This window comes from Acidobacteriota bacterium (assembly GCA_020853395.1).
In the GTDB taxonomy this organism is placed as follows: domain Bacteria; phylum Acidobacteriota; class Vicinamibacteria; order Vicinamibacterales; family SCN-69-37; genus JADYYY01.
Window position 1 is genome coordinate 337682 of sequence record JADYYY010000007.1, and the last position, 26180, is coordinate 363861.

A 26180-nucleotide genomic window follows, 5' to 3' on the forward strand; every position below is an offset into this window, starting at 1 on the left:
CGGAGACCCCATGGTTCGAGCGGGTGCCGCCACGGAACTTCAACCCATCGATCGGCTCGAGGAGAAGATCAAACAGCTCGTCGGCATGATCGAGACGCTGCGAGCGGAGCGCGCACGCGCCGTCGACGACGCCGCCCGCCTGGCGCGCGAGCTCGATGCCGCCAGGGCACGGCTCGCCGAGGCGGAGAGCACGTCGGCCGAGCTCGGCACGATGCGCGAGGAACGCGAGCTGCTGCGCAACCGCGTCGTCCACATGATCGCGCAGCTCGACAAGCTCAACCTCTGAGACGATCCCCGATGACGGCCTGCTCGCCGGTGCACTGCCTCGCGGCGGCGCGGCCCGGACGGATCGCACGCTGATGGGGAGCGGGGTCATCCACGTCGAGATCCACGGGCAGCGCTATGCCGTCCGCAGCGACCTCGACCCGCAGTACGTCGCCGAGCTCGCCGCCTATCTCGACGAGAAGATGCGTGCGGCCGCGAGGGAGCTGACCTCGGCCGAGGCGCTCCGCGTGGCCGTCATCGCCGGCCTGAACATCTGCGACGAGCTGTTTCGCGCGCGCGCCGACTCGGCGGGCCAGGCCACGCGCGTCCGCGCACGGGCGGCCGAGATCGAACGCCTGCTCGACGCCGTGCTCGAGAATTCCCCGATGACCGTGGTCAACGAATAGCAGTCGTGGTACGATGGGCTTCCTGCTTTGCGCGTGATGGTCTCGGAGTGTCGCTTGAGCCGATGTTCCATCACCAAGTGAGCCGCGATGCCGCGCGGTGTGCATGCCTCCGTGGTGAGGAAGCCTGAAGTGCGGCTCTTCGAGTGGCTCCACCTGCTCTAGCAGGTTCATGCGACCTCCCCACACGGCAAAGCGGGGCTTCTCTCCCTACCGCCGGTCGGCGGCTCCCGATGTCCGAGACCATCGCCTCGCTCGGTGAGCAGGCGCTCATCGAGCGCCTGCGGGCGTACGCCGGTCTGCCGCCCGCGCACGTCCTCACCGGCATTGGCGACGATGCCGCGGTGCTGCGGCCGGCACGCAACGCGGTCTCCGTGGTCACGACCGACGCGCTGGTCGAAGGCGTGCACTTCAGACGCGACTGGACCGGCGCGCGCGCGATCGGTCACAAAGCGCTTGCCGTCAACCTGAGCGACCTCGCCGCGATGGGCGCCGTGCCGCAGGCTTCGCTGCTGAGCCTGGTGCTGCCGGCGAGCCTGCCGCTCGACGATTTCGACGGCCTCGTCGCCGGCTTCGTGGATCTGGCGCGGGCATCGGGCGCGGCGCTCGTCGGCGGCAACCTCGCGACCTCGCCAGGCCCGATCGTCGTCGACGTCACCGCGATCGGCGCGGCGCATCCGCGGCGCGTGCTGCACCGGCACGGGGCCAAGGCCGGCCACGAGCTGTACGTCACCGGTTCGATCGGCGGAGCCGCGGCAGGACTGGCGCTCCGGCAGGCCGGCCTCGCGGACGCGGATCTCGACGCCGACGCCTGCGACGCCGTCCGGCGGTTCGAGCGGCCAGAGCCGCGCGTCCGGTGTGGATGGATCGTGGCGCGCAGCGGCGCGGCCGCCGCAGCCATGGATTTGTCCGACGGCCTGGCCGCCGCCGCCCACTCGCTCGCTGCCGCCAGCCGCCTCGGCGTGACGATCGACGCCGCATCGCTGCCGATCCATCCTGGCGCGCGAACCTGGGCCGAACGACGTGGGCTGGATCCCGCTGCGTTCGCCCTGACGGGCGGCGAGGACTACGAGCTGGCGTTTGCCGTCCACCCGAGAATGCGCCGCCGGTTCCTGGCTGCGGCCGCGAGAACCAAGGGCCTCGCCGTCACGTCCGTCGGCCGATTCCACGAGGAAGCTGGCGTCTGGCTCCGCCGCGACGGACGGATCCAGGCGCTCGGCGAGGGATACGGACACTTCAGGAAGAACGATTGACCTCGCGCCTTCGCGCGCGTTCCTCGAACCACAAGCCCGTCAAGAAGAGGACGAAGATCTGGCCGGCCGAGATGGCGCCGAACGTAGCGGACGAACGGCACCGGGCGAAACCGACAGCCAATCTTGAGCTCGACGCATCGTCGCGTCACGGCTTCGACCTCGCCGTACTCTCGCGCGATGAACGTGACGGCGAAGGCGAGGATGACGCCTGCGCCGACGATCGACCCGATTTCATCCCGGACGCGCCTGGCCCAGAACGGCCAGGCCGCCAGCACACCCAGAACGGCGGGGAGGCTCAGCGCCCAGTACACCCAGACGAGACTCCAGCTCACGCGCATCGGTCTCCCCGCTCGACCAGTTCACGACGACGGGAGGAGATCCGTTTAGCGGCTCGAGCGGGCGGTCGTCAGTCCTGCGAGGCGGATGGGCTGGCCGTGGCCTGGACGTCTTCGTTCGGCTTCCAGCCTCGCCTGATCACCGTGACCGACACGTTGCGGCGGCCGAACGCGAGGGCCTCGTGGCAGCTCCACATGTAGAGATCGAGCCGCCGGCCCTGCACCTTGGGGCCGGTGTCGAGCACCGTGTAGATGCCCGCGTGCTTGTCGGGTGCGCCGTCGATCTGCACGACCGATCCCTGCGGGAGCAGCCGCGGGTCCGCCGCCACCACCCCGGATCTCACCGCGACGCCCGACGCCGTGGTTTCTCCCTTGCAGTAGGCCGTGGCCTGGAAGGTCACGCGGGCCCCGGCGGCCGGCCCGCCGATCCGCGCCGCGGGCACGGCCCGCGAATCGACGACCGTGGCCTCGTAGAGCAGGCTGATGGTCAGCGACCCGAGGAGCGTGGCCAGGACTTTCCGCCGAAACGATCGGGACAGGAGCATGCGCGCTTCTAGCGTACCCCGGAGGCCGGGGCCGGAGGCAAGCGAAAAGACGTGGCCTCCAGAGATGTAAGTCGTTGGCTGAAAAGCGCTTAGCGCGTCATGCGTGGCCGGCCCGCTGTTCCAGGCCTGCGTACTGCAACTGAAACAGCTTGTAGTACAGCCCACGGGCGGCGAGCAGCTCCTGATGGCTGCCGCTCTCGCGCAGCTCGCCGTCGTGCAGCACCAGGATCCGGTCGACGTGCTGGACGGTCGACAGCCGGTGGGCGATGGCGAGCACCGTCCGGCCCCGCATCATGACGCGCAGGGCGTCCTCGATCAGCGCTTCCGTCGCGGTATCGATGCTGGCCGTCGCCTCGTCCAGCAGCAGGACCTTCGGATCGAAGGCAATCGCCCTGGCGAACGACAGGAGCTGCTTCTGGCCCAACGACAGCGTCGCGCCGCGCTCGGCGACCAAGGACCCGTAGCCGCCGGATCGGCGCTCGATGAACCCGTTCGCGTGCACCGCCTCAGCCGCCCGCACCACCTCGTCGTCGCCGATCTCGGCGTGTCCGAGCCGGATGTTGTCGGCGATCGTCCCGGAGAACAAGTACGGGTCCTGCAGGACCACCCCGAAGACGCCGCGAAGGGCCGTCAGATCCCAGTCCCGCACGTCGACGCCGTCCACGAGGATCCGTCCGCGCGTGACGTCGTAGAACCGCAGCAGCAGGCTGACGAGCGTCGTCTTGCCCGAGCCGGTCGCTCCGACGACGCCGATCCGCTGCCCCGGCTCGATCGTGAACGAGACGTCCTCGAGCACGAACTGGTCGGGCTTGTACGCGAACCACACGTGCTCGAACTCGATGCGCCCCGGGCCTTCGAGCCGATGGCGAACGGGCCGTTCCGGGGTGACGATGGCCGGCGCGGTGTCGAGCACGGTGAAGATCCGCTCGGAGGCCGCCATGGCGGCCTGCATGATGTTGAACTTCTCGGACAGGTCGGAAATCGGCTGAAAGAACCGGCGGGAGTACTGCAGAAACGCCACGATGACGCCGAGCGAGACGCCGCCGTCGAGCGCCCACCCGCCGCCGATCCAGATGATCAGCCCGCCGGACACCGCCGCCAAGAGCTCGATCGCCGGATAGAACACGGCGTAGTAGAAGATGGCGGCGACGTTGGCGTCGCGGTGCGCGCCGTTGATGGCGTCGAATCGGCGGAACGTCCGCGCCTGCTGTCCGAAGAGCTGCACCGTCGCCATGCCTGTGAGATGCTCCTGCAGGAAGGCGTTCACGCGCGCGATCAGGCCCCGCACCTCACGGTAGGACGAGCGCACGTTTCGCCGGAACCACATCGCCGTCCAGACGATCGCCGGCAGCACGGCGAATGCGACCAGCGCGAGCTGCCAGTTCATCAGCAGCATCGCCACCATGATCCCACTCAGGACGAGGACGTCGCCGAACACGGTGATGACGCCAGAGGTGAAGAGGTCGTTGAGCGCGTCGACGTCGGTCGTCACGCGCGTCATCAGGCGGCCCACCGGATTCCGGTCGTAGAAGCCGAGGTCGAGCGCCTGGAGCCGCGCGTAGATCTGCATGCGCATCCGCCGCATGATCTGCTGGCCGACGGTCTGGAGCACGTAGGTCTGGGCGTAATCGACGACGAACGCGACGAGCAGGACGCCGAGGAACAGCATCGCCAGGCGCCAGAGCCCGTCGAGATCGCGGGCGGCGATGTAGCGGTCGATCGCCTGCTGCGTCAGCCACGGCTGCGCCAGCTCGGCGAGCGACCCCACCAGAATGGCGAGGAACGCGAAGACGACGGCGCCGACGTGCGGCCGGAGGTAGGTGATCAGCCGGCGCATGAGCCGGGCGTCGTAGGCCTTGCCGAGGATCTCGTCGTGCTGTGCCTGATCAGACACGGCTCAGCTCCTGCTCGAGCAGTTGCTGCTGGTGCATGCCGGCATAGACGCCGCCGGCCGCCACGAGCCCGTCGTGCGTGCCCCGCTCGAAGATCCGGCCGTGCGAGAACACGAGGATCTCGTCGGCGTCGCGGACCGTCGACACGCGGTGGGCCACGATCAGGCAGGTCCGGTCGCGCCGGATCTCTCGCAGGTGCCGCAGGATCTTCTCCTCGGTCCCCGTGTCGACCGCCGACAGCGCATCGTCCAGCACCAGAATCCGCGGGTCGGTCAGCAAGGCCCGGGCAATCGCGACGCGCTGGCGCTGGCCGCCCGACAACGTGATGCCGCGTTCGCCCACGCGGGTCTCCAGCCCGGCCGGGAAGCCGGACAGATCGTCCCGGAGCCCCGCGAGATCCATCGCCTGCCGAACCCGATCAGCCAGCTCGGGATCTCCCCATTCGGCGCCGGTGCCGAACGCGACGTTCCCTCCGAGGGTGTCCGAGAACAGGAAGGGCTCCTGCGGCACCATGCCGATCGCCCCGCGGACGCTGGCCAGAGACCGGTCGAGCACGTCCACGTCGTCGAGCAACAGCGTGCCGTGCGGCGGGTCGTACCATCGCGCCAGGAGGCTCAGCAGCGTCGACTTGCCGCTGCCGGTCGCGCCCACGATGCCGACGGTGCGTCCGGGCTCAACGGTGAAGGTGACGTCCTCGAGCGCGGGAGCCGCGGCGCCCGGATAGCTGAAGGTCAGGTGCCGCGCCTCGATCCGCCCGCTCCGAATCGGTGCAACGTTCCGTCCCTCGTCCGGCCGCGACTCTGGCTCCGCGTCGAACACCTCCAGCATCCGTTCCCATGAGGCGACGCCGCGCTGCACGATGTTGATGACCCACCCGAACGAGATCAGCGGCCAACTGAGGAGCACGAGATACCGCCCGAACGCGACGAAGTCCCCGAGCGTGATCCGGCCCGTGACGACGTCGCGGCCGCCGAACCAGAGCAGCGCCACCGCGCTCAGCCCGAAGAAGAGCGACAGGCTGGGGAAGAACGCCGCCTGGAGCCGGATGAGCCCCCTGTTCCGAGCGACGTACGCATCGTTGGCCTCGGAGAACCGGGCCAGCTCGGCACTCTCCTGCCGATACGCCTTGACGACGCGGACGCCGGCGAGCGCTTCCTGGACGACGGCGCTCATGTCGGCGAGCTGGGCCTGGATGGCTTCGAACCGATCGTGGATGGCCCGGCCGATGTAGCGCGTGCCGATCGCCACGGCCGGCAGCGGCATCAGGGCCAGCAGCGTGAGCCTGACGTCGATCCAACACATCACCGAGACCGCCGCGACGAAACCGAAGGCGGTGCTGGTGAAGTACATGACGGCCGGCCCGGCCATCATCCGAACAGCGGCCAAGTCGTTGGTGGCACGGGACATGAGGTCGCCGGTCCGATGCGCGTGGAAGTAGGCCTGCGGCAGCCGTTCGAGGTGCGCGAAGAAATCGTTCCTCAGCTCGTATTCGATCTGCCGAGACGCGCCGATAAGATACGTGCGCATCACGTACCGGAACGCGCCGTCGGCGAGCGACAACGCCAGCAGCGCGGCGGCATAGAGCGCGAGCTGGCGTCGTTCCACCCCTTCGGTCAGCCCGTCGACGACGTACTTGAGGACCCAGGGTGAGGCGACCGAGAGAGCCGTGGCCAGGGGAACGCACGCCAAGCCAATGAGGAACGACCGGCGAACCCGAACGATGTATGGAAGCAGGCGCGAAAGCGCCCGGATCATGATGGAGGCAGTATAGCAATGCGACCTTTGCGCCCACAGCCAACCCGACCGCGTGCGTGCTGGTGGCCCTGGCTCACCGCCCTCGCTCTGCTCGTGCCCGGGATCGCGCGGGCGCAGTACGGCGCGCCGACGCTCGATTCGACCGCCATCGGCGAGAAATACCACGTGGAGCTCGCCGGCACGCTCTGGAACCCAAACGTCTTCGGGATGATCTCGAGCGAGCAATGGGGCATCGCCGGCAGCCAGATCGACTTCACGGGCGACCTGGGCTTCAAGACGACGCGCTTCAAGGATCTGCGCGCGACGCTGCGTCCGAGCCGCAAGACCAAGTTCCGGATCCAGTACACGCCGGTGAGGTACCAGGCCGACTCGCTGCTGAAGCGCAGCCTGGTCTTCAACGGGCAGAGCTTCCCGCTGAACCTGCCCGTGAAGTCGACGTTCGACTGGAACGTGTTGCGGGTCGGCCTGGAGTACGACTTCATCTACCGCTCGCGCGGCTTCGTCGGCCTGCTGCTCGAGGCCCGCTATACCGAGATGAACGCGGCGCTCTCGACGCCGCTCACCTCCGAGAGCACGAGCGTCAAAGCTCCCCTCCCCGCCGCGGGCATCGTCGGACGCGCCTACGTGCTGCCCGAGCTCGCGCTGAACTTCGAGGTCAGCACGTTCAGGATGCCGCAGGGGCTGGTGCCGGACGTCGAGGCGAACTACTACGACTGGAACATCGACGGGACCGTGAACCTGACGCACCACGTCGGGCTGCAGGTCGGCTGGCGCCGGATGACCAACTTCCTGTCCGTCAAGGAAGACCTCGGCGAGACCAAGTTCCAGGGACTCTGGTTCGGCGCGGCCCTCCGGTACTGACGGACGGCAAGATCGCGCCTGCGCGGCCGTAAGTCATGAGTGCTCATGACTTACGGCCGTCGTTTCGAAAGCCCGCCGACCGTGGTCTCTCCTTCCGGCGTTCGGCTGTCACCCAATGATCGGCGTCATCTTCCGGACTCGAACGTCACCCTCACGCCGAGATAGCGGGTATCGCCGGATGTGCCGGTCGCAGCGGGGCGAAACCCGGCGGGCGAGCTGATCCGCACTCGCGCCGCAGCGGTTCCGTCGAGCAGAATCCGCCGGCTTTCACCAGCCGATGCGCGCCAGGTTTCGGATCGCCGGTCCCTCTCGATCACGACATCATTCGCACGGCCGCCGTTTGCCAGCACCAGCACGATCGGCCCCGCCTCCGTCTTCGAAACGACGAGCTCCGCGGTCTCGCCCCCTTTGACCCAGAACCCATCCGGTTCGGGGAACACGGCCCGATCGACGAAGTACACGGTGGCTGGTCCGTAAACCGCCGATGCGACGGCCCGCGCTCCCCCGCCGGGATCGATGCGGATCGGCACGGCTTCGACCGACTGACCAAACCGGTTCAACTCCTTGTCGGGTTCGAGGACGAGCGCCGCCGCGCCGGCGGGCAACCACACCCTCGCGCTCGCGGTGGTCCGGCGACCGAGCGCGATCGTCTCGAGCGCCGGAGCGCTGCGCGCCAGCCGCAGCGTCAGGGATCCGGCGGTTGGACGCCGAGCTGTGACGTGCAGGTCGTACAGGCCCGCGGGCACGTCCGGCACCGACGATCCTGGAAGCTCGGGCGGGATCAGACCGCTGGGGGCCGCAAGGCGAATCCGCATCGCCCCCGCGACATCTCGGATCGGGCCGATCGACCACGTGCCGATCGCGTACATCCGCGCGCCGTGCTCGCCACGCCTCAGCAACTCGAGCTGCGAGGCGGCGGCACCGGCACCGCTCACGCGGTTCATCCACCAGCCCGCCTGAAGCAGCAGCATCATCAGGCCCAAGATGCCCGCGCAGGTCGACACCAGGGCGCGCGCCGGCACGAGGCGGGCCAGCCGAACGATGGCCACGACGCCGCCGGCCAGCAGGGCCACCAAGACCAGGACGTGCCGTGCGAACGTCGCTTCCGTTGCGACGTCTCCTGGAGCGAGCATCCAGAAGAAGCTGGGCAGGCCTCGAGCGATGTCGGCCGCACTGCGAAGCCACTCTATCCATAGGATCGGCCCGAATCGCACGTTCCAGGCGAGCGCGCCGCGGTCGACGGTGAGCAACAGGACGGAGAACGCCAGGGACGTGGCGAGCGCGAAGCCGCCGATCACTCTGGCGGTCGGCCCGCACCGATGCCAACCAACGGCAACGGGCGCCGCGAAGGCGGGCAGCACCGCCATGGCGAAGCGGGCCGGGGTCGCCGGCACGCCCGCGTACCACATCCAGTAGGTTGCGACCACGGCGAGGTACAGAAGCGCCACGGACAGCCCGATCCAGAGCGGCTGGCGTGCGGCCGTCCGGCGCCCAGCGGCGACGACGGCGAGCAGGGCGGGCGCGTACATCAGCAGCCCGAACTGCTCGTCGAAGAGCAGCGCGAGCATCCCTCCGGGCACGTAGGACACGCTCGTTTCAGGATTGGGCCCATACGGCGCCGCGGGGTTCGGCGTGCCGTAGGTGGCGTAGAAGAACCCGAACCATGCCGCCGCGCTCACGGCCGGGCACGCGAGAAACGCGGCGAGCCTGGGGGCGCGTGTGCCGGCCGCCGAGACGGTGGCGATTCGCCAGCCGATCACAAGCCCGAACGCCGCCGACACGACGGCGAACCTGGTGTGCAGCCACGGAAGCGCCGCGAGCGCCACGGAGGTGGTCATCAACACGCTCGTCGGCACGTGTGCCTCTTTCGTGGCGAGGCGAATGATGGCCAGGAGCGCGAGCGCCACGCCGAGAGCGCCAGCGCCATCCGGAAAGATCGTCACGCTCTGAAAGACGAAGGTGATCGACAGCGACACGGCCGCCCAGGCGAACCATGCAGCCCGCCGGTCGCCGGTGGCGAACCAGCCGAGCGTCCAAACCAGGGCGCTCGTGAGGCCCGCGATGAGGAGCATCGTCGCCTGGGCCCCGCGGTACCCAAAGAGCGCGAACGCGGGTAGCACGAGCACCGACGTGCCCGGCGCGTGGATGGAGTAGATCTGCCGGTCGGTGCCAGCGACCAGGTAGTCGGGCCGGAGGTCGCCACCGAAGTACTCGCGGTAGTCGCCGCGCTGGTGGTTGTTCTCGATTCGCAGGTCGCCGTCGCGAAGCAGGCTCTGGGTGATGACGAGGTAGTGCGGCTCGTCGCCTCCGGGTAGCCTGGGCGCAAGCGACCAGGCCGCGCAAATTCCGACCGTTACCGTTGACAAACCGGCCAGCGCCGCCACCTGCCACACGGCGGCACCGGCCAACCATCGCCGCAGCCTGTCCGGAAGTTTCGCCATCGGCCAGAGTGCGATGCCGGCAGCGGCGAGCACCGGGAGCCACGCCAAACGGCCCGTCCAGACGAGGAAAACGGCGGGCAGCGGAACGGGCCACCAGGGGACCGTGGCGAAGAGCGCGGGCGTCGCCGTCAGCGGCTCGCGACGCCATCTGCCGACGAGCGCCGCGAGGGCCGTCGCCAGTACCCACCACCACACCGAGGCGGGAGCGGCCAGTCTGACGACGGCCGTGTCCGGCTGGGCGACGGTCAGGTGGCCGAGCGCGCACCAGGCGGCCGTGCCCACTTGCACAGGTCCGAGCAACCCGCGGAACAGCGCCTTCACGGCGCCGCCATTCTAGAGCGTCGGCGCCGCCCTCCGAAATGTCAGCGCGCGCGCCGCCTGATTACGCGACCGAAAGCGGACGATACCGACTTGAGCGGCCTGTCGACGAACCGACGGCTGAGGACGTCGATGCACTTGGGGGAGTGACGGAAATTGTGCGAAGCTTCACGCACGGACGGCTAGCTCGCCGGCTGGAACAGTCCTTGCTCCTCGCATCGGCTCGACGGCTTTCTTGGAGATACTCCCGATGACTCGTTTTCTGAAGCTTCTGACCGCCCGGACGCTGACGGTCGCCGGCCTCGTCGGGGCGATGGCGCTGCCCGCCGAGTCGCAGGTGCCCACCGCAACCCTTGCCGGCCGGGTCGTCGACACTGGCGGCGCGGTGATTCGTCGGGCGACCGTGACCGTCGAGTCTCCGAACCTGTTGGGCGTCCGCAGGACCACGACGTCCGACGATGGCTACTACGTGCTGTCGCTGCTGCCGCCCGGCCGGTACACCGTGACCGTGGAAGCTGGCCAGTTCGCGCCGGCCAGGACGGAGCTCACGCTCGGTGCGGCGCAGACGTTGACGCTCGATCTCACGGTCTCCCCCGCTGCCGTCGCCGAGGTCGTCAACGTCGTCGCCGAAAGCACGGCGTTCACGGGCATGGTCGCGGCCGCCACGAATCTCAAGGGCAGCCAGCTCGCGACGCTGCCGACCGATCGCTCGCTGCTCGCCGGGGTCGATCTCGTGCCGTCGGTTCATGCGACCGGTCCGAACGGCGCACGCTCGATGGCCGGTGCCTCCTCGTTCGAGAACGTGTACCTGCTCAACGGCGTCCAGATCCAGGACAACCTTCGCGGCACGCCGCTGAATCTCTACATCGAGGACGCGATTCAGGAGATCACGACGACGGTCTCGGGCGTGTCGGCCGAGTACGGGCGCTTCCTCGGCGGCGTCGTGAACGCGGTGACCAAGTCGGGCGGCAACGAGCTGCGCGGCTCGTTCCGCACGACCATGTCGAACGACAGTTGGCGGGCGACCACGCCGCTCGGCGAGTCGAAGCTCGGCTCGCTCGTGCCGGCCTACGAGTTCACCGCTGGCGGACCGATCGTCGCCAATCGCACCTGGTTCTTCGGGGCCGGGCGGATGGAGGATCGATCGCTCGGCCGCGAGACGGTCGTCACGCGCACGCCCTACGAGTACCGCAACAGCGAACAGCGGTTCGAAGGCAAGCTGAGCCAGCGCCTGACCGACTCGCAGCGCTTCGCGGTGGCGTTCACGGGGATCCAGCGCAAGGAAACGAACAGCGCGTATCCGAGCGTGAACGAGGTCATGGACACGCGGACGCTGATCACGCGCGAGATCCCGCAGCGGCTGTTCTCGGCCCACTACACGGCCGCCGTCACACCGCAGTTCTTCGTCGAGGGACAGTACTCGCGCCGTGGCGAGCGCTTCGTCAAGGCCGGCGGCACGAATCGCGACCGGATCCAGGGAACGCCGCTCATCGACGGGCAGACGGGCGCCTGGTGGTGGGCGCCGAGCTTCTGCGGCGTGTGCGGCGACGAATCCCGCGACAACGACAGCTTCGTGCTGAAGGGCAGCCTCTTCAAGTCCACCCGCCACGGCGCGCACAACCTCACGTTCGGCTACGACGGCTACAACGACCGGCAGAAGGGGGACAACCGCCAGTCGGCGAGCGACTACTGGCTGATGGCGACCAGCTCGACCGCGGTCGACGGCGTGGTGTACCCGGTCGTCGAGCCCGGCTTCTCCGCCTTCATCGTGCATTGGCCGCTGACCGAGTCGAGCCGGGGCACGACCTTCCGCATGCACTCGCTCTTCGTCAACGACCAGTGGGCCGCGACGCCGCGGCTCAGCGTCAACCTCGGCTTGCGGTACGACAAGAACCAGGGCCGTGACCACGGCCGCAACCTCATCGCCAACGACAGCATGCTCAGCCCGCGGCTCGGCATCGTCTGGGATCCGGCCGGCGACGGCAAGACGACGATCAATGCGAGTTTCAGCCGCTACGTCAGCGCGCTGGCGGGCAGCGTCGCCCAGGGCGCCTCGGCCGCCGGCACGCCGTCGATTCTGGTGTCGGCGTACATGGGCGACCCGATCAACACGGATCCCGCGGCCGGGCTCGTGCCGACCGACGAGGTGCTGCGGCAGGTCTTCGGCTGGTACGACGCCTACGGGAACGAGACGCTCGTGCAGGCCACGATTCCCGGCATCGCGGTGAAGGTGAAGGGCTCGCTCGCGTCTCCGCACGCCGACGAGATCACCGTGGGCCTCACGCGCCAGCTCGGCTCGCGCGCGTCGGCGCGCGTCGACGTCGTGAACCGCACGTTCGCCGACTTCTATGGCCGGCGGATCGACACGACGACGGGGCAGGTGTCGGACGAGTTCGGCCAGTCGTTCGATCTCGAGCTCATCGAGAACACGAACGTGCCGCAGAAGACGTACCGGGCGCTGAACGCGCAGGCCAACATGAGGCTCGGCGCGGGCACGAACGTGGGCGTCAGCTACACGCTCTCCAGCCTGCGCGGCAACATGATCGGTGAGAACATCGGCAGCGGCCCGCTCGCCACCGAGGCGCTGCTCTATCCCGAGTACCGGGACCTCTCGTGGTTCGCCCCCGTCGGCCACCTCGCCGCGGATCAGCGGCACCGGATGCGCCTCTGGGGCACCTATGCGCTGCCGATCGCGGGCGATGCGAACACCCTGACGATCGGGGCCATCGAGCAACTGCAATCGGGCACGCCGTATGGCGCGGTCGGCAGCATCGCGATGAGCGATCTCGACGGCAACCCGTACGTGCCGAATCCCGGCTACGCGACGCCGCCCGGCTCCCAGCTCTACTACTTCACGGCCCGCGACGCGTTCCACACCCAGCACATGATGCGGACCGACGTGCAGGTCAGCTTCGCCCGCCGGCTGAGCGGGCGCCGCCTGGCCGAGGCGTTCGTCCAGGCGCAGGTGCTCAACCTCTTCAATCAGTTCCAGGTCTACAGCAACGCCGCCAACGCGATCGACACGACGGTGCTGACGGCCAACGACTCGCCGGATCGATTCGTCCCGTTCAATCCGTTCACCGAGACGCCCGTGCAGGGCGTGCACTGGGACTACGGCAACGCCTTCGGCAAGCCGACCGGGCGCGACGCCTACACGCTGCCGAGAACGTTCACCATGTCGCTCGGCCTGCGGTTCTAGCACCTTCCGGCCGGCGAGGACCGCCGGCCGGACGTTCACAGGCGGCCGGAAGGCTCACGAGCCTTCCGGCCGAACGTCCTACCGAACGAGCTCGGCCATCCTCGCGAGCCGGCGCCCGGCTTCCGCGAGCGTCTCGTCCTTCTTGCAGAAACAGAACCGCACGAGCTGACGGGCGGCCGCGCTGTCCCGGAAGAAGCTGCTCCCGGGCACGGCCGCGACCCCGATCTCCGTCACGAGATGGCGCACGAACGCCACGTCGTCCGGGAACCCGAACGGGCTGACGTCGGTCATGACGTAGTACGCGCCGCGGGGCAGAAAGCACCGGAACCCTGCCCGTTCGAGCAGCGCGATCAGCCGATCGCGACGCGCCTGATACTGCGAGCGCAGGTCGGGATAGTAGGGCGCGCCGGTGCGAAGCGCCTGCGCGGCGGCCGCCTGGAGCGGCGCGGCCGCCCCGACCGTCAGGAAATCGTGCACCTTGCGGACGGCCGGCGCGATGTCGGCGGGCGCCACCGCCCAGCCGATCCGCCAGCCCGTCACGCTGAACGTCTTCGACGTGCTGTTGATCGTCACCGTCCGATCGGCCATGCCGTCGAGCGTCGCCATCGGCACGTGCGTGGCGTCCTCGAACAGAATGTGCTCGTAGATCTCGTCCGTGATGGCGATGGCGCCCCAGTGGTGGCAGAGCCGAGCGATGGCCGCCAACTCGTCGCGGGTGAAGACCTTGCCGGTCGGGTTGTTGGGCGTGTTGATGATGATCGCCCGCGTGCGATTGCAGAATGCGGCCGCGAGCTCGTTGGGGTCGAACGACCAGTCGCCGCCGGCATCCGACACGGCGGGCGGACGGAGCCGCACGAAGCGGGGCGTGGCGCCGGACAGGATTGCGTCGGGCCCGTAGTTCTCGTAGAACGGCTCGAACACGACGACCTCGTCGCCGGGATCGACGATGGCCATGAGCGTGGCGATCATGGCCTCCGTGGCGCCGCAGCAGACCGTCACCTGCCTGTCGGGATCGATCGTCAGGCCGTGCCGCGCCTGCAGATCGGCGGCGATGGCGTCCCGGAGCGGCTTCGCTCCCCAGGTGACGGCGTACTGGTTGACGTCGCCGCGGATCGCGTCGCACGCCGCCTCTTTGATCCACTCCGGCGCGGCGAAGTCGGGGAAGCCCTGCGACAAGTTCACCGCGCCGTGCTGCATCGCGAGCCTGGTCATCTCCCGGATGACCGACTCGGTGAAGTGCTGTGTCTTCAGGGACGTGCGGGGGCGCGTGGTCACGTCAGCGGGCCGATCTTCTCACGATCGCGCTTCCGCCCGATGCGAACGTGCCGTAGAGCGTGCGGTAATCCTCGGCCGTGCCGATGATCCGCTTCACGTAGTTCTGGGTTTCCGGAAACGGGATGTCGTCGATGAACTCGTCCGGCGAGAGGCCGGGACGCTCTGCCAGCCATCGCACGACGCGGCTCTCACCCGCGTTGTAAGCGGCGAGGGCCGGGGCGACGTCGCCGCCGAAACGGGCCAGCAGATCCTGGAAGTACTTCATGCCGATTCGGATGTTCACGTCCGGATCGGTGAGCTTCACGGTCGTGAAGCCGCGGACGCCGACGACCGGCGCGACCCGCCGCCCCGTCGACGGCAGAATCTGCATCAACCCCCAAGCATTGGCGTGCGAGCGGACGCCGGTTTGGAACGTGGACTCCTGCGCGATCAATGCCGCCATGAGGTACGGGTCGAGCTTTCGCGGCGCCGCGTGGCGGCGGATCAGCTCCCAGTAGTCGAGCGGATAGATCACGCGAAGCAGATCGGCGGGCAGCGCCTCGCCTCCATCGGCGATGAACTCGGGGTAGGCCCGCCGCATGGCGATGATCGCGGGACGCAGCTCCCCCTTGCGATGGAGCGCGTAGGCCAGCGTGGCGTCGAGCAGCTTTGAGGGATTCCCCGCCTGCGCGCTCCGGATCTCGAGGATGGCCGCGTCGTACAGCTCTGCCGCCAGCAGCGCCCGGATGAGCGGCGCGTTGTCGGGCGGCGGCGCGACGCCAATCGACAGCAACGGCGAGGCCGCGGGTTCCGCGCCGTCGTCGTTCGGCCCGGACGTGCGCACCGCCACGGCGGCCGGCCGCATCGCTGCCAGCGCCGCCGACGCCTGCCGGCCGTAGTACGAATTGCGGTACGCGGAGACGGTCCGCTGGAACCCGTCGCGGGCCATGCCGGCGTGGCCGAGCCGCTCGTGCGCCCGCGCGCTCCAGTACAGCCAGGACGGGCGATAGTCGGATCGAGGGAAGTCGTCGACGGCCGGGTCGAACAGCGCGATGGCCCCCTGGTAATCGCCGCCGCGGAACGCCGCCCACCCCGCCTTCCAGACCGCGCGCTCGGCGAAGGCGCCCTGCGGATGCTTCTGCAGGATCTCCCTGAACACCGCGACCGCCTCGGCATCCTGATTGGCCAGGATGTGATACGTCGCGAGGTCGTTCAGGGCGGCTTCGGCCAGCGCGCTCCCCGGGTGCGCTGCGACGAACTGCCGCGTGAGCGCGACGTACTCGGCGCCGCGGCCGAGCCCCCGCACCGCGCCCAACATCGCGTACGCCGCATCGTCGGGCCGCTCGGTCGCCGTGTCGAGGTACGCGCGCAGGGCGTCGCGCGCCGGCCCATAGCGGCCGAGTTGCAGGTCGCACTGCGCCAGCCGCAGCTTGACGCGCTGACGCTCGGCTTCTGGCGCGCTGGCAAGGAGTGCCTCGAACGCCTTCTTCGCCCGGTCGTACTGCCGTCCGGCGAACAGGCTCTCGGCGCGGCGATCGGCCCGCGCGAACGTGTCGGTCGCCGGAGGCCAGTGATAGTGCCGTTTCAGCTCGTCTTCGGCGTCGCGCGCTTCCGGCGCCCGCGGCAAGTCGTAATAGAGCGTCGTGAACGCCTGGACGGCGACGACCGTCTCGTCCGCCTTGAATGCCGCGCGGCCAAGACGCAGGTAGGCGGCGGCGAGGTTACGCGACGGCAGGGCGAGGAGCGACTGGAGTGCCTTCGACGCCTCGGCCCACTGGTCGGATCGCTCGAGCGCATCGGCCAGCAGCCAAAGCGCTTCTTCACGCAGCGTCGGGCTGACCGCCGACGCGAGCACCTGGCGGGCCGAGCTGGCGGCGGCCGGTGCACGGTCCAGGGCCAGCTCCGCCCGGCCCTGGTACAGCCTGGCGTACCCGCCGATGATCGGATCGCCCGCCGCACGGCCGAACGCCGCGTGCGCGAGGGCGGCGTTGCCATCGGCCAGCGCACCAACCGCGCTGCCGAGCGCGGGCGCGGAGGCAGGCGTCAGCCAGAGGTCGTCGGCCGTCCACGGCGACCGCACGCTCGCCGGCTCCGCGGCCCGAATGCCGTAACCGAGCGGCGTCGGGATCGCGGACAGCGCACACCACGATGCGACGACGACGTGGCTGGAGAGACGCCGCATGTACATCATTATCGTGCGCTCCGCGAGAGAGGACACGGCCAGCGGACCTAGCCTCCCGTCAGGACCTCGACCGTTCGTTTGGACGTGACGTTCTCCAGCTTGGCCGAGGCGTGCCGCGTCAGCGACTCGACGAGCGCCGCCCAGCCGGGTGTGGCCATGCCGGCCGCGGGGCCTTCCGCGTCCACGAGCGCGACCACCTGCTGAGCGACGACGACCGGCATCAGCAGCGCGACGTCGCCCGCAGGAATCTGCATGAACGGCGGGGCATGCGGATCGTCGCCCGCCCGCACGAGGGTCGCCGCCTGCGCGGCGATCGCGCGGGCGACGCCCGCCGATTCGGCGGCGCGCACCTCGGCCGGCACACGTTCCGGCGGAAAGCCGGCCTGCCGGTACGGCCGCGCGACGGCCCGATCGACGAGCAGGACGGCGCTGCGCGTCACGTGATCCGCCGTCCCGGCCGCGAGCGCATCCAACACGCCGCGCAGCGTCGTGGCCTCGTCGAGCCGCCGAACGGCCTCGACGAGCTGGGCCGCGCCTTCCCCACCCGACGGCGCGTCGGCGCGCAGCACGGCGATCAGCTCGTGCGACAGCGTGTCGAGATGCGTATCAGTGGCCGTGCGGACCGCGGCGAGGAACCGGGCGAGCGCGTCTCGAACCTGCTGTTCCCGAGACATAGACGCGCATTATGCATCGGATCATCGGGGCATCGGGCTATCGAACATCGAGTCGAGGCATCGGGGCATCGCATCGGGTCAGATATCCCGCTATCCCGATGTCCCGAGGCCGTGTCTCGCTGTCCCGATAGTCCGATGTCCCGATGTCTATGATCGAAACGGCTCGCGGCCGCGGCCCTGCACCGGGAAGCCTTGGGCGGGCATCACCTCGTGCTGAAGGGCGTACATCGCCGCGGCGGCTTCGTCGATGTGCCGGACGAAGGCGATGGCACCCTGCAGCAGCGGCCTGACGCGCTCGCGATCCTGGATGCGCGCGGGCGGGTACTCGTGCTCGACGACCAGATGCGTGTTGGCGACGTCGAGCGCGAGCAGCTCGCGCGCCGCGAGCTGGTGATCCAGCCAATCCACGGTTCGGTTCTGCAGGTAGGCCAGCGGGTCGTGGCGGGCCGTGCCCGGCAGCTCGTGCTCGCAGAGCACCGTCTGCTTCTTCCACGCATTCAGATGGTCGGCGGGGTTCGGCGACGGTGCCCCGTTCTTCCAGTCGCCGCGATCCAGCGTCTGGCCGCCGTAGCCCCAGGCCGCGACGCCCCGGGCGTCGATGACCTGCCCTTTCACGTGGAAGCCGCCGATGAGGAAGTCGTACCCCTCGTCCTTCAAGTACTGAAAGATCGACCGCGTGTCCTGGCCCATCAGGATCGCGTGCGACGGGTCGTAGTGGATCCGGAATTGGTCGCCGACGCCGTGCTTCTCGCAGATCCGGTGCAGCCGGATCCAGGCGCCGGGCGTGTAGGCGATGTTGTTGTGCCACGTATCGAGCGTCGTCCACCCCGGCATCGGACACTGCTCGACCCTGAACGACAGCCCGCGCGCCTTGGCCTCCTCGAGCAGCGGGATCATCTGCGCTTCGAAGTCCAGCAGATTCTGGTCCATGCCGTGCTGGTGGTTGCGCCCGACGAAGCCGCACACCGCGTCCACGCCGAGCAGCGCGGCCGCGTCGAAGACCCGCAGCATGAACTCGTGCTTCCGGCGGCGGATCGCCGGGTCGTGGTGCAGCATGTTGTCGAAGTAGCCGAGGTCCGAGAAGCTGACCCCCGTCGCCTTCACGGCCGCCTGCACCCGACGCGCCCGCGCCGCGTCGAACGGCGCCCGCAGGTCGAGCGTGTTGGCGACCGGATCGAGCATGGCCTCTGGCGGGACGTCCGTTTCGGTCGGGTGGAGCGCCGACGACAACTGGACGTAGTGCACGCCGAGCTCGCGCGCGAACTGCAGCCAGTCCTCGATCGCGCGATCGGGATCGGGATCCCGCACCTCGCGTGGAGTCAGCTCCTGCAGGGCGGCCGTGAGGACGCCCACCTTCATGTGCTTCGGCTCGAACGATTTGATCGTCATGGTCCTCAGTAGGTGACCTTCGTCCATACCGCGCCCTTGCGCGCGCTCTCGAGAATGGCCTCGACGATGGCGTTGGCGCGATAGCCGTCCTCGAACGACGCGTAGGCACCCGGCCTCGGGCCGTGCGGGTCCTTGCCCTCGGCGATGAAGCCGTAGACGTCGCGCATGATGTTCGCGAACGCGTCGGGCCACCCCTCCTGATGCCCGCCCGGCATGTGCGCGTATCCACGCGCCTCGGGATCCAGCAGCCCCGGATCCTTCGGCAGCAGCTCGTTCGCCTTGTCGCGATGCCCAATCCACAGCTCGTTCTGCTGTTCCTGGCGCCAGCGGAGCGAGGCCGTCGTGCCGGACACCTCGATCGCGCAATCGTTCTTGTGGCCGGCATGCACCTGACCGACGGTGAACGTGCCGCGGGCGCCGCCGTCGAACCGCACCAGCACCGTCGCGAAGTCCTCGACGGTGATGTCGACGAGGTCGAAGTCCTCGTCCGCGCCCGCCGCCGCGAACGCTTCGCGGCGGCCCTTCGGCCGCTTGCGCTTCGGGACGACGGTCGAGATCTCGCCGAGCACGTGGGTGATGCGCAGCCCGGTGACGTGCTGCGCCAGATCGCACCAGTGCGACCCGATGTCGCCGAGCGCCGACGACGCGCCGCCCTTGTCGGGCTCGAGACGCCACGAGTAGTCGGTGTCCTTCAGCAGCCAGTCCTGCAGGTAATGCCCGAACACGACGCGCGGCGCGCCGATCGCGCCGCGCGCAATCGCGTGGCGCATCTGCTGGACGAGGGGGTTGCCGCGATAGCTGAACGTGACCGCGTTGACGACGCCCGCCTTCGCCGCCGCATCGCGGAGCTCCCTCGCCTGCGACGCCGACAGGGCCAGCGGCTTGTCGGAGACGACGTGCTTCCCCTTGGCGATGATCGCGGCGTTGATCGGGTAGTGCAGGTAGTTGGGCGTGGTGTTGTGGATCACCTGCACGTCGGGATCGTCGAGGAGCGCCTGATACGACCCGTAGGCCTTCGGGATCCCGAGCGCGGTGGCCTTCTCTCGTGCGAGCTCCTCGTTGACCTCCGCGACGGCCACGACGTCCACGAACCCCAGCCGTCGAACGGCGTCGATGTGATGGGGCCCGATGAACCCGGTGCCGACGATGCCCATGCCGATGCGCGTCACGCGAACCTCCACTCGATGTCGAGAGCGCCCAAGAATACCGCAACGTGGCCGCGGGCGGTACGCGCTGTGGCGGCCTCGGCCGCGATGGTGGGCTTCGGTCAGCGGTGGATGAACCGCGGGGTCACGCCGTTAGCGTCATGCCGCTCGGCGTGCCGTCCTGGGGTGATGCCGACGGTCCGGCGTGCGACGTCTGGCTCGGCACGCGCACGACGAACGTCGCGCCGCGTCCCTCGCCGGGACTGCTCGCCGTGATCGTGCCGCCGTGCAGTTCGACGAGCTGCCTGGCGATCGAGAGGCCGAGACCCAGGCCGGACGCCGCGCGCGTGGTGGAGGCGTCCTGCTGCCGGAAGCGCTCGAAGACGTGCGGCAGGAACTCCGGCGTGATGCCGCACCCATCGTCCGCAACGGTGATGCGAATCGCCTGCGCTTCCTGCGCCGCATGGATCTCGACGCGGCCGCCCTTCGGCGTGAACTTGATCGCGTTGTGGACGAGGTTCCAGAGCACCTGCTGGAGCCGCCGGCCGTCGGCGGGCGTCGGCGTGAGCGCCGGCTCGACCGCGGTCAGCAACTGCACGCCCTTGGCGTCGGCCGCCGGCTGCAGCGCCTGCGTGGTCGCCTGCAGGAGCGCGCTCACGTCGACCAAGGCGAGGTCGAGCTGGACGTGGCCGGCCATGAGCCGGTTCATGTCGAGCAGGTCCTCGATCAGCTTCGCCTGCAACTGCGCGTTGCGGCTGATGACCGCGAGGGCCGACGGCAGATCGCGAATCGGCTTGCCGCTCTGGAGGATCGCGAGCCAGCCGAGGATCGCGTTCATCGGCGTGCGCAGCTCGTGGCTGAGCGTCGCGAGGAACTCGTCCTTGAGCCGCCCCTGCCGTTCGGCTTCGTCGCGCGCCTGCTGCTCGCTGCGCAGCAGACGCTCGCGTTCACGGGCGTACTCCCGCTCGGCCGTGACGTCGCGGGTGATGCCGACCATGCGCGGCGCCTCCGCGTGATCCACGAGCTTGCCGCGCTCGGTGATCCAGACGACGGAGCGATCGGCCCGGACGACGCGGTACTCGGTCTCGTAGCTCCCGGTCTCGAGCGCCTCTGCCTCGGCGCTCTCCACCTTCTGTCGATCGTCGGGATGGATCGCGCGGACGATGCGCAGCTCCCGGCCGAAGGCGCCCGGCGGAAACCCGAACAGCGCCTCGGGATCCGTCGACCACTGCATCCGCCCGGTCAGCAGGTCCCACTCCCAAGCGGCGATCTGCGCCACGTCGAGGGCCATCCGCAGGCGTTCCTCGTTCTCCCGTACGCCCTGGTGCGCCCGCACCAGGGCCGCCGTCCGCTCCTGGACGCGCCGTTCCAGCTCGTCGTTCGCGAGCTGCAGCGCCCGCTGTGCGTGCTCCCGATCCGCGATCTCCCGCTGGAGCTGGTCGTTCAGCTCGGCGAGCGCGATCGTCTTGCGGAACGCGTCGATGAACACGCCGATCTTCGACCGCAGGATCTCGGAGTTGATCGGCTTGCTCAGGTAGTCCACCGCCCCGACGTCGTAGCCCAGGAGCACGTCGTTCTCGTCCACGGTGTGGGCCGTCAGGAAGAGGATGGGCACGTGCTGGGAGCGCTTGCGCTGCTTGATCAGCTTGGCCAGCTCGATCCCGCTCATGCCCGGCATGCGGATGTCGAGGACGATCGCCGCGAAGTCGTGGCGCAGGAGCGCCAGCAGCGCCTCGTCGGGGCCGTTCGCTCTCACGCAGATGCAGCCGGTCGGCGCCAGCATCGCCTCGAGCGCATCGAGGTTGCGCGGCTGGTCGTCGACGATGAGCACGCGAGGTTGCTGGCTCGTCATGGCCGCGCCTCGCCTCAGCGATACAGCCAGACCCGGAGCAGCGACAGCAACTGATCCGTGTTGACCGGTTTGGCGATGTAGTCGGAGGCGCCGGCCTCGAGGCACTTCTCCCGGTCGCCCTTCATGGCCTTCGCGGTCAGCGCGAGGATCGGCAGCGTCCGGAACGACGGGTGCCGCCGAATCTCGCGCATCGTCTCGTAGCCGTCCATCTCCGGCATCATGATGTCCATCAGCACGACGCTGAGATCGGGGATCTCACGGATCAGGTCGATCGCCTGGCGCCCGTTGGTGGCGCTCAGCACCTCCATGTCCTGGTTCTCCAGGACCGTGGTCAGCGCGAAGATGTTGCGCGCATCGTCGTCGACGACCAGCACCTTGCGGCCGCGGAGCACGTCGTTCGAGTTGTGCAGCCGCTGCAGCAGCAGCCGCTTGTCGGGCGGCAGATCGGCGACGACCCGGTGCAGGAAGAGGGCGGTCTCGTCGAAGAGCCGCTCGGGCGACTGCACGTCCTTGAGGACGATGCTCTTCGCGACGGTCTTCAAACGGGCTTCCTCGTCCGCCGACAGCGCTTTCCCGGTGAACACCACGACCGGGATCCGTCGGAAGCCGGGGTCGGCCTGGATCCGCTCGAGCAGCTCGAAGCCGGTCATGTCCGGCAGGCGCAGATCCACCACGCAGCAGTCGAAGCCGCCGGCTCCGAGCGCCTTGAGGGCGCCGGCGCCGGTGCCCACGGCGGCGATCTCGATGTCGTCGTGCGCGAGCAGCGCGACGATGCTCTGCCGCTCGATGTCGTTGTCCTCGACGACCAGCAGGCGCTTCCGATGCGGGCTGACGTAGGTCCGGATGCGATCGAACGCGCTCTCGAGATCCTCGGTCGTCGCCGGCTTCACGAGGTACGAGAACGCGCCGTGCGCGAGCCCGTGCTGGCGCTCCTCCTCGACCGAGAGCATCTGCACCGGGATGTGGCGCGTCGACGGGTCGAGCTTCAGGTTGTTCAGGACCGTCCAGCCCAGCATGTCGGGCAGGAAGACGTCGAGCGTGATGGCGGTCGGCTTGAACTGCTTGGCGAGCGCGATGCCGGCCTGCCCGCGGTTCGCGACGATGGCCTTGAAGCCCTTGTCGCGCGCGAGGCCCACGAGCACCCTCGCGTAGTGCGCGTCGTCGTCGACGATGAGCACGACGTTGTCGCCGGGGCGGATGTGCTCACGGTCGTCGGTGACGATCTCTTCCGCCTTGGCGACGGCGAGCACCGGCAGGGCCGCGGCAGCGGCGCGGGGCGGCGGCGCGAGCGCCGCGGCGCTCGCCGGCAGCGTCACGGCGCGCGCGGGGCCCGTGTAGCTCACCGGCAGATAGAGCGTGAACGTGCTGCCCTGGCCCGGAACGCTCATTAGCTTGATCTCGCCGCCGAGCAGCGTCGCCAGCTCGCGGCTGATCGCCAGGCCGAGGCCGGTGCCGCCGTACTTGCGGCTCGTGCCCGCGTCGGCTTGCTGGAAGGCCTCGAAGATCAGGCGCTGCTTGTCCGGCGCGATCCCGATCCCCGTGTCGGTGACGTCGATCGCGATGGCGCCCGGCACGTACCGCAGGATCGGATGGTCCGAGGACCAGCCCGACGAGGCCTTCTGGATGCGCATCGAGATGTGCCCCTGCGACGTGAACTTGAACGCGTTCGACAGGAGGTTCTTGAGGATCTGCTGCAGACGCTTCGGGTCGCTCGTGAAGGTGAGCGGCAGGCGGGTGTCGATCTCCACCTGGAACGCCAGCCCCTTCGACTCGGCCAGGTGATGGAAGGTCCGCACGACGCTGTCGCGCAGCGCGGCGAACGTGATCTCCTCCGCCTCGACCGTGACGGTGCCGGACTCGATCTTCGACAGGTCGAGGATGTCGTTGATGAGCGTGAGCAGGTCCGTGCCGGCCGAGTGGATGTTCTTCGCGAAGTCCACCTGCTTGGCGGTGAGGTTGCCGCCCGCGTTCTCGGCGAGCTGCTGCCCGAGGATCAGGATGGAGTTCAGCGGCGTCCGCAGCTCGTGCGACATGTTCGCGAGGAACTCGGACTTGTACTTCGAGGTGAGCGCCAGCTCGGCGGCCTTCTCCTCGAGGGCGCGCCGCGCCTGCTCGACCTCCTTGTTCTTGCGCTCCACCTCGACGTTCTGCTCGGCGAGCTGCTTCGCCTTCGACGCCAGCTCCTCGTTGGTCTGCTGCAGCTCGGTCTGCCGCGTCTGCAGCTCCATCGTCAACTGCTGCGACTGCTGCAGCAGGTTCTCGGTGCGCATCGTCGCTTCGATCGTGTTCAGCACGACGCCGATCGACTGCGTGAGCTGCTCGAGGAACGTCAGGTGCGTCGGGGTGAACGGCTGCAGCGACGACAGCTCGATCACGGCCTTCGTCTCGCCCTCGAACAGCACGGGCAGGACGACGATGTTCTTGGGCCGGGCGGCGCCGAGACTGGAGTGCACACGGGTGTAGTGGCGCGGCACCGTCGTCAGCAGGATGCGCTGCTTCTCGAGCGCGCACTGGCCGACGAGCCCGTGCCCGACCTCGATGCGCGTCGGCTGGTGCGTCGTGATGGCGTAGCCGGCGAGCAGCGACAGCTTGGGCGTCGTGTCGGCGACCTCGCTGAGCATCTGGTAGACCGACCCCTGCTGCGCGTTGACGAGCGGCGCCAGCTCGGAGAGCAGCAACTGGCCGACGGTGACGAGATCGCGCTGGCCCTGGAGCATCCGGGTGAACTTGGCCAGGTTCGTCTTCAGCCAGTCCTGCTCCTGGTTGCGGTCGGTCGTCGCCCGCAGGTTGTCGATCATCGTGTTGATGTTGTCCTTCAGCTCGGCGACCTCCCCGCGAGCCTCGACCTGGATCGACCGCGTCAGGTCGCCCTTGGTCACGGCGGTCGCCACCTCGGCGATGGCGCGCACCTGGTTGGTCAGGTTCGCGGCCAGCAGGTTGACGTTGCCGGTGAGGTCCTTCCAGGTGCCGGCGGCGCCCGGCACGTTGGCCTGGCCGCCGAGCCGCCCTTCGACGCCGACCTCGCGCGCGACGTTGGTGACCTGCTCGGCGAACGTCGCGAGCGTGTCGGTCATGTTGTTGATCGTCTCGGCGAGCGCCGCGACCTCGCCCTTCGCCTCGACGGTGAGCTTCTGGCGGAGGTTGCCGTCGGCCACGGCGGTCACGACCTTCACGATGCCGCGCACCTGGTCGGTCAGGTTGGCCGCCATGACGTTGACCGAGTCGGTCAGGTCCTTCCAGGTGCCGGCCACGCCCGGCACCTCGGCCTGGCCGCCGAGGCGGCCCTCGGTGCCGACGTCGCGCGCCACGCGCGTCACCTCGGCGGCGAACGACCGGAGCTGGTCGACCATCGTGTTGATCGTGTTCTTCAGCTCGAGGATCTCGCCCTTCACGTCGACGGTGATCTTGCGCGACAGGTCCCCCCGCGCGACGGCCGTCGTCACTTCCGCGATGTTGCGGACCTGGGCCGTCAGGTTCGCGCCCATGACGTTGACCGAGTCGGTCAGGTCCTTCCAGGTGCCGGCCACGCCCGGCACGACGGCCTGCACGCCGAGCCGGCCCTCGGTGCCGACTTCCCGCGCCACGCGCGTCACCTCGGACGCGAAGGAGCGCAACTGCTCGACCATCGCGTTGATGGCCTCCTTGAGCTGCAGGATCTCACCGCGGACGTCGACCGTGATCTTGCGCGACAGGTCGCCGTTGGCGACGGCGATCGTCACCTCGGCGATGTTGCGCACCTGGCCGGTCAGGTTCGACGCCATCGAGTTGACGTTGTCGGTCAGGTCCTTCCACGTACCGGCGACGCCCGGCACGACCGCCTGGCCGCCGAGCTTGCCCTCGGTGCCGACCTCGCGCGCCACCCGCGAGACCTCGGACGCGAACGCGTTGAGCTGATCGACCATCGTGTTGATCGTGTTCTTCAGCTCCAGGATCTCGCCCTTCACGTCGACCGTGATCTTGCGCGACAGGTCGCCGCGCGCGATGGACGTGGCGACGTCCGCGATGTTGCGCACCTGGCCGGTCAGGTTCGACGCCATCGAGTTGACGTTGTCGGTCAGGTCCTTCCACGTGCCCGCCACGCCCGGCACCTCGGCCTGCCCGCCGAGCTTGCCCTCGGTGCCGACCTCGCGCGCCACGCGCGTCACCTCCGCGGCGAACGATCGCAACTGCTCCACCATCGTGTTCATGGTGTCCTTGAGCTGCAGGATTTCGCCGCGGACGTCGACCGTGATCTTCTTCGAGAGATCGCCATTGGCCACCGCGACCGTGACCTCGGCGATGTTGCGCACCTGAGCGGTCAGGTTGCCGGCCATCTGGTTGACGTTGTCGGTGAGGTCCTTCCACGTGCCGGCCACGCCGGTGACGACCGCCTGGCCGCCGAGCTTGCCGTCGGTGCCGACCTCGCGCGCCACGCGCG

Annotated in this window: 16 protein-coding genes and 1 other RNA gene; 6 read left to right on the forward strand and 11 right to left on the reverse strand. The window is 69.1% G+C overall.

Features of this window, described 5'->3' with window-relative positions; genetic code table 11:
* The first annotated feature begins 10 nt into the window (after window positions 1-10).
* The 4 genes from zapB (at window position 11) to thiL (ending at window position 1921) form a co-directional block, all read left to right on the forward strand.
* Window positions 11-286: a cell division protein ZapB gene (gene zapB, locus IT184_07265; GenBank protein ID MCC7008600.1), complete on the forward strand. Its 276-nt coding sequence runs from the start codon at window positions 11-13 to the stop codon at window positions 284-286.
* A gap of 73 nt (window positions 287-359) precedes the next feature.
* Window positions 360-671 carry a cell division protein ZapA gene (locus IT184_07270; GenBank protein MCC7008601.1) on the forward strand — a complete coding sequence of 104 codons (312 nt, stop codon included), beginning with the start codon at window positions 360-362 and terminating at the stop codon, window positions 669-671.
* A 16-nt stretch (window positions 672-687) separates the two neighbouring features.
* Window positions 688-874, forward strand: a non-coding RNA gene (gene ssrS / locus IT184_07275) — 6S RNA.
* Window positions 875-901: 27 nt separating this feature from the next.
* Window positions 902-1921 (forward strand): thiamine-phosphate kinase, encoded by a 1020-nt coding sequence (gene thiL, locus IT184_07280; protein ID MCC7008602.1) that lies wholly within the window; start codon window positions 902-904, stop codon window positions 1919-1921.
* Between the two features lie 406 nt (window positions 1922-2327).
* Here the strand turns inward: thiL and IT184_07285 are convergent, their stop codons facing one another.
* The 3 genes from IT184_07285 to IT184_07295 form a co-directional block, all read right to left on the reverse strand.
* The gene (locus tag IT184_07285) at window positions 2328-2801 is read right to left on the reverse strand and encodes a 3D domain-containing protein (GenBank protein MCC7008603.1); all 474 of its coding nucleotides are present in this window, start codon (window positions 2799-2801) and stop codon (window positions 2328-2330) included.
* A gap of 97 nt (window positions 2802-2898) precedes the next feature.
* Complete coding sequence (locus IT184_07290) at window positions 2899-4638, reverse strand: ABC transporter ATP-binding protein (GenBank protein ID MCC7008604.1); 1740 nt, start codon at window positions 4636-4638, stop codon at window positions 2899-2901.
* Between the two features lie 49 nt (window positions 4639-4687).
* Entirely contained in the window at window positions 4688-6448 is a 1761-nt protein-coding gene (locus IT184_07295; GenBank protein ID MCC7008605.1) for an ABC transporter ATP-binding protein, read from the reverse strand.
* Between the two features lie 93 nt (window positions 6449-6541).
* Here IT184_07295 and IT184_07300 point away from each other — a divergent pair, with 93 nt between their 5' ends.
* Window positions 6542-7309, forward strand: a complete 768-nt coding sequence (locus IT184_07300; GenBank protein MCC7008606.1) for a hypothetical protein — start codon at window positions 6542-6544, stop codon at window positions 7307-7309.
* Window positions 7310-7434: 125 nt separating this feature from the next.
* Here IT184_07300 and IT184_07305 read toward each other — a convergent pair whose 3' ends face one another.
* Window positions 7435-10071, reverse strand: a complete 2637-nt coding sequence (locus tag IT184_07305; protein MCC7008607.1) for a hypothetical protein — start codon at window positions 10069-10071, stop codon at window positions 7435-7437.
* Between the two features lie 247 nt (window positions 10072-10318).
* Between IT184_07305 and IT184_07310 the strand changes: the two genes are divergently transcribed.
* Window positions 10319-13267, forward strand: coding sequence for a TonB-dependent receptor (locus IT184_07310; GenBank protein ID MCC7008608.1), 2949 nt, complete (start codon window positions 10319-10321; stop codon window positions 13265-13267).
* A 78-nt stretch (window positions 13268-13345) separates the two neighbouring features.
* Here the strand turns inward: IT184_07310 and IT184_07315 are convergent, their stop codons facing one another.
* The 7 genes from IT184_07315 to IT184_07345 form a co-directional block, all read right to left on the reverse strand.
* Complete coding sequence (locus IT184_07315) at window positions 13346-14479, reverse strand: aminotransferase class I/II-fold pyridoxal phosphate-dependent enzyme (protein MCC7008609.1); 1134 nt, start codon at window positions 14477-14479, stop codon at window positions 13346-13348.
* Between the two features lie 64 nt (window positions 14480-14543).
* Window positions 14544-16703, reverse strand: a complete 2160-nt coding sequence (locus tag IT184_07320; protein ID MCC7008610.1) for a transglycosylase SLT domain-containing protein — start codon at window positions 16701-16703, stop codon at window positions 14544-14546.
* 47 nt (window positions 16704-16750) lie between these two features.
* A complete protein-coding gene (locus tag IT184_07325; protein ID MCC7008611.1) occupies window positions 16751-17377 on the reverse strand; it encodes a hypothetical protein in 627 nt (208 codons plus the stop codon).
* A 147-nt stretch (window positions 17378-17524) separates the two neighbouring features.
* On the reverse strand, window positions 17525-18766 hold the full coding sequence (locus IT184_07330) for a TIM barrel protein (GenBank protein MCC7008612.1): 1242 nt from the start codon (window positions 18764-18766) through the stop codon (window positions 17525-17527).
* A gap of 5 nt (window positions 18767-18771) precedes the next feature.
* A complete protein-coding gene (locus IT184_07335) occupies window positions 18772-19935 on the reverse strand; it encodes a Gfo/Idh/MocA family oxidoreductase (protein ID MCC7008613.1) in 1164 nt (387 codons plus the stop codon).
* A 121-nt stretch (window positions 19936-20056) separates the two neighbouring features.
* Complete coding sequence (locus IT184_07340) at window positions 20057-21763, reverse strand: response regulator (GenBank protein MCC7008614.1); 1707 nt, start codon at window positions 21761-21763, stop codon at window positions 20057-20059.
* 14 nt (window positions 21764-21777) lie between these two features.
* Window positions 21778-26180: response regulator (locus IT184_07345; GenBank protein ID MCC7008615.1), on the reverse strand; the 4403-nt coding region annotated here is incomplete at its 5' end.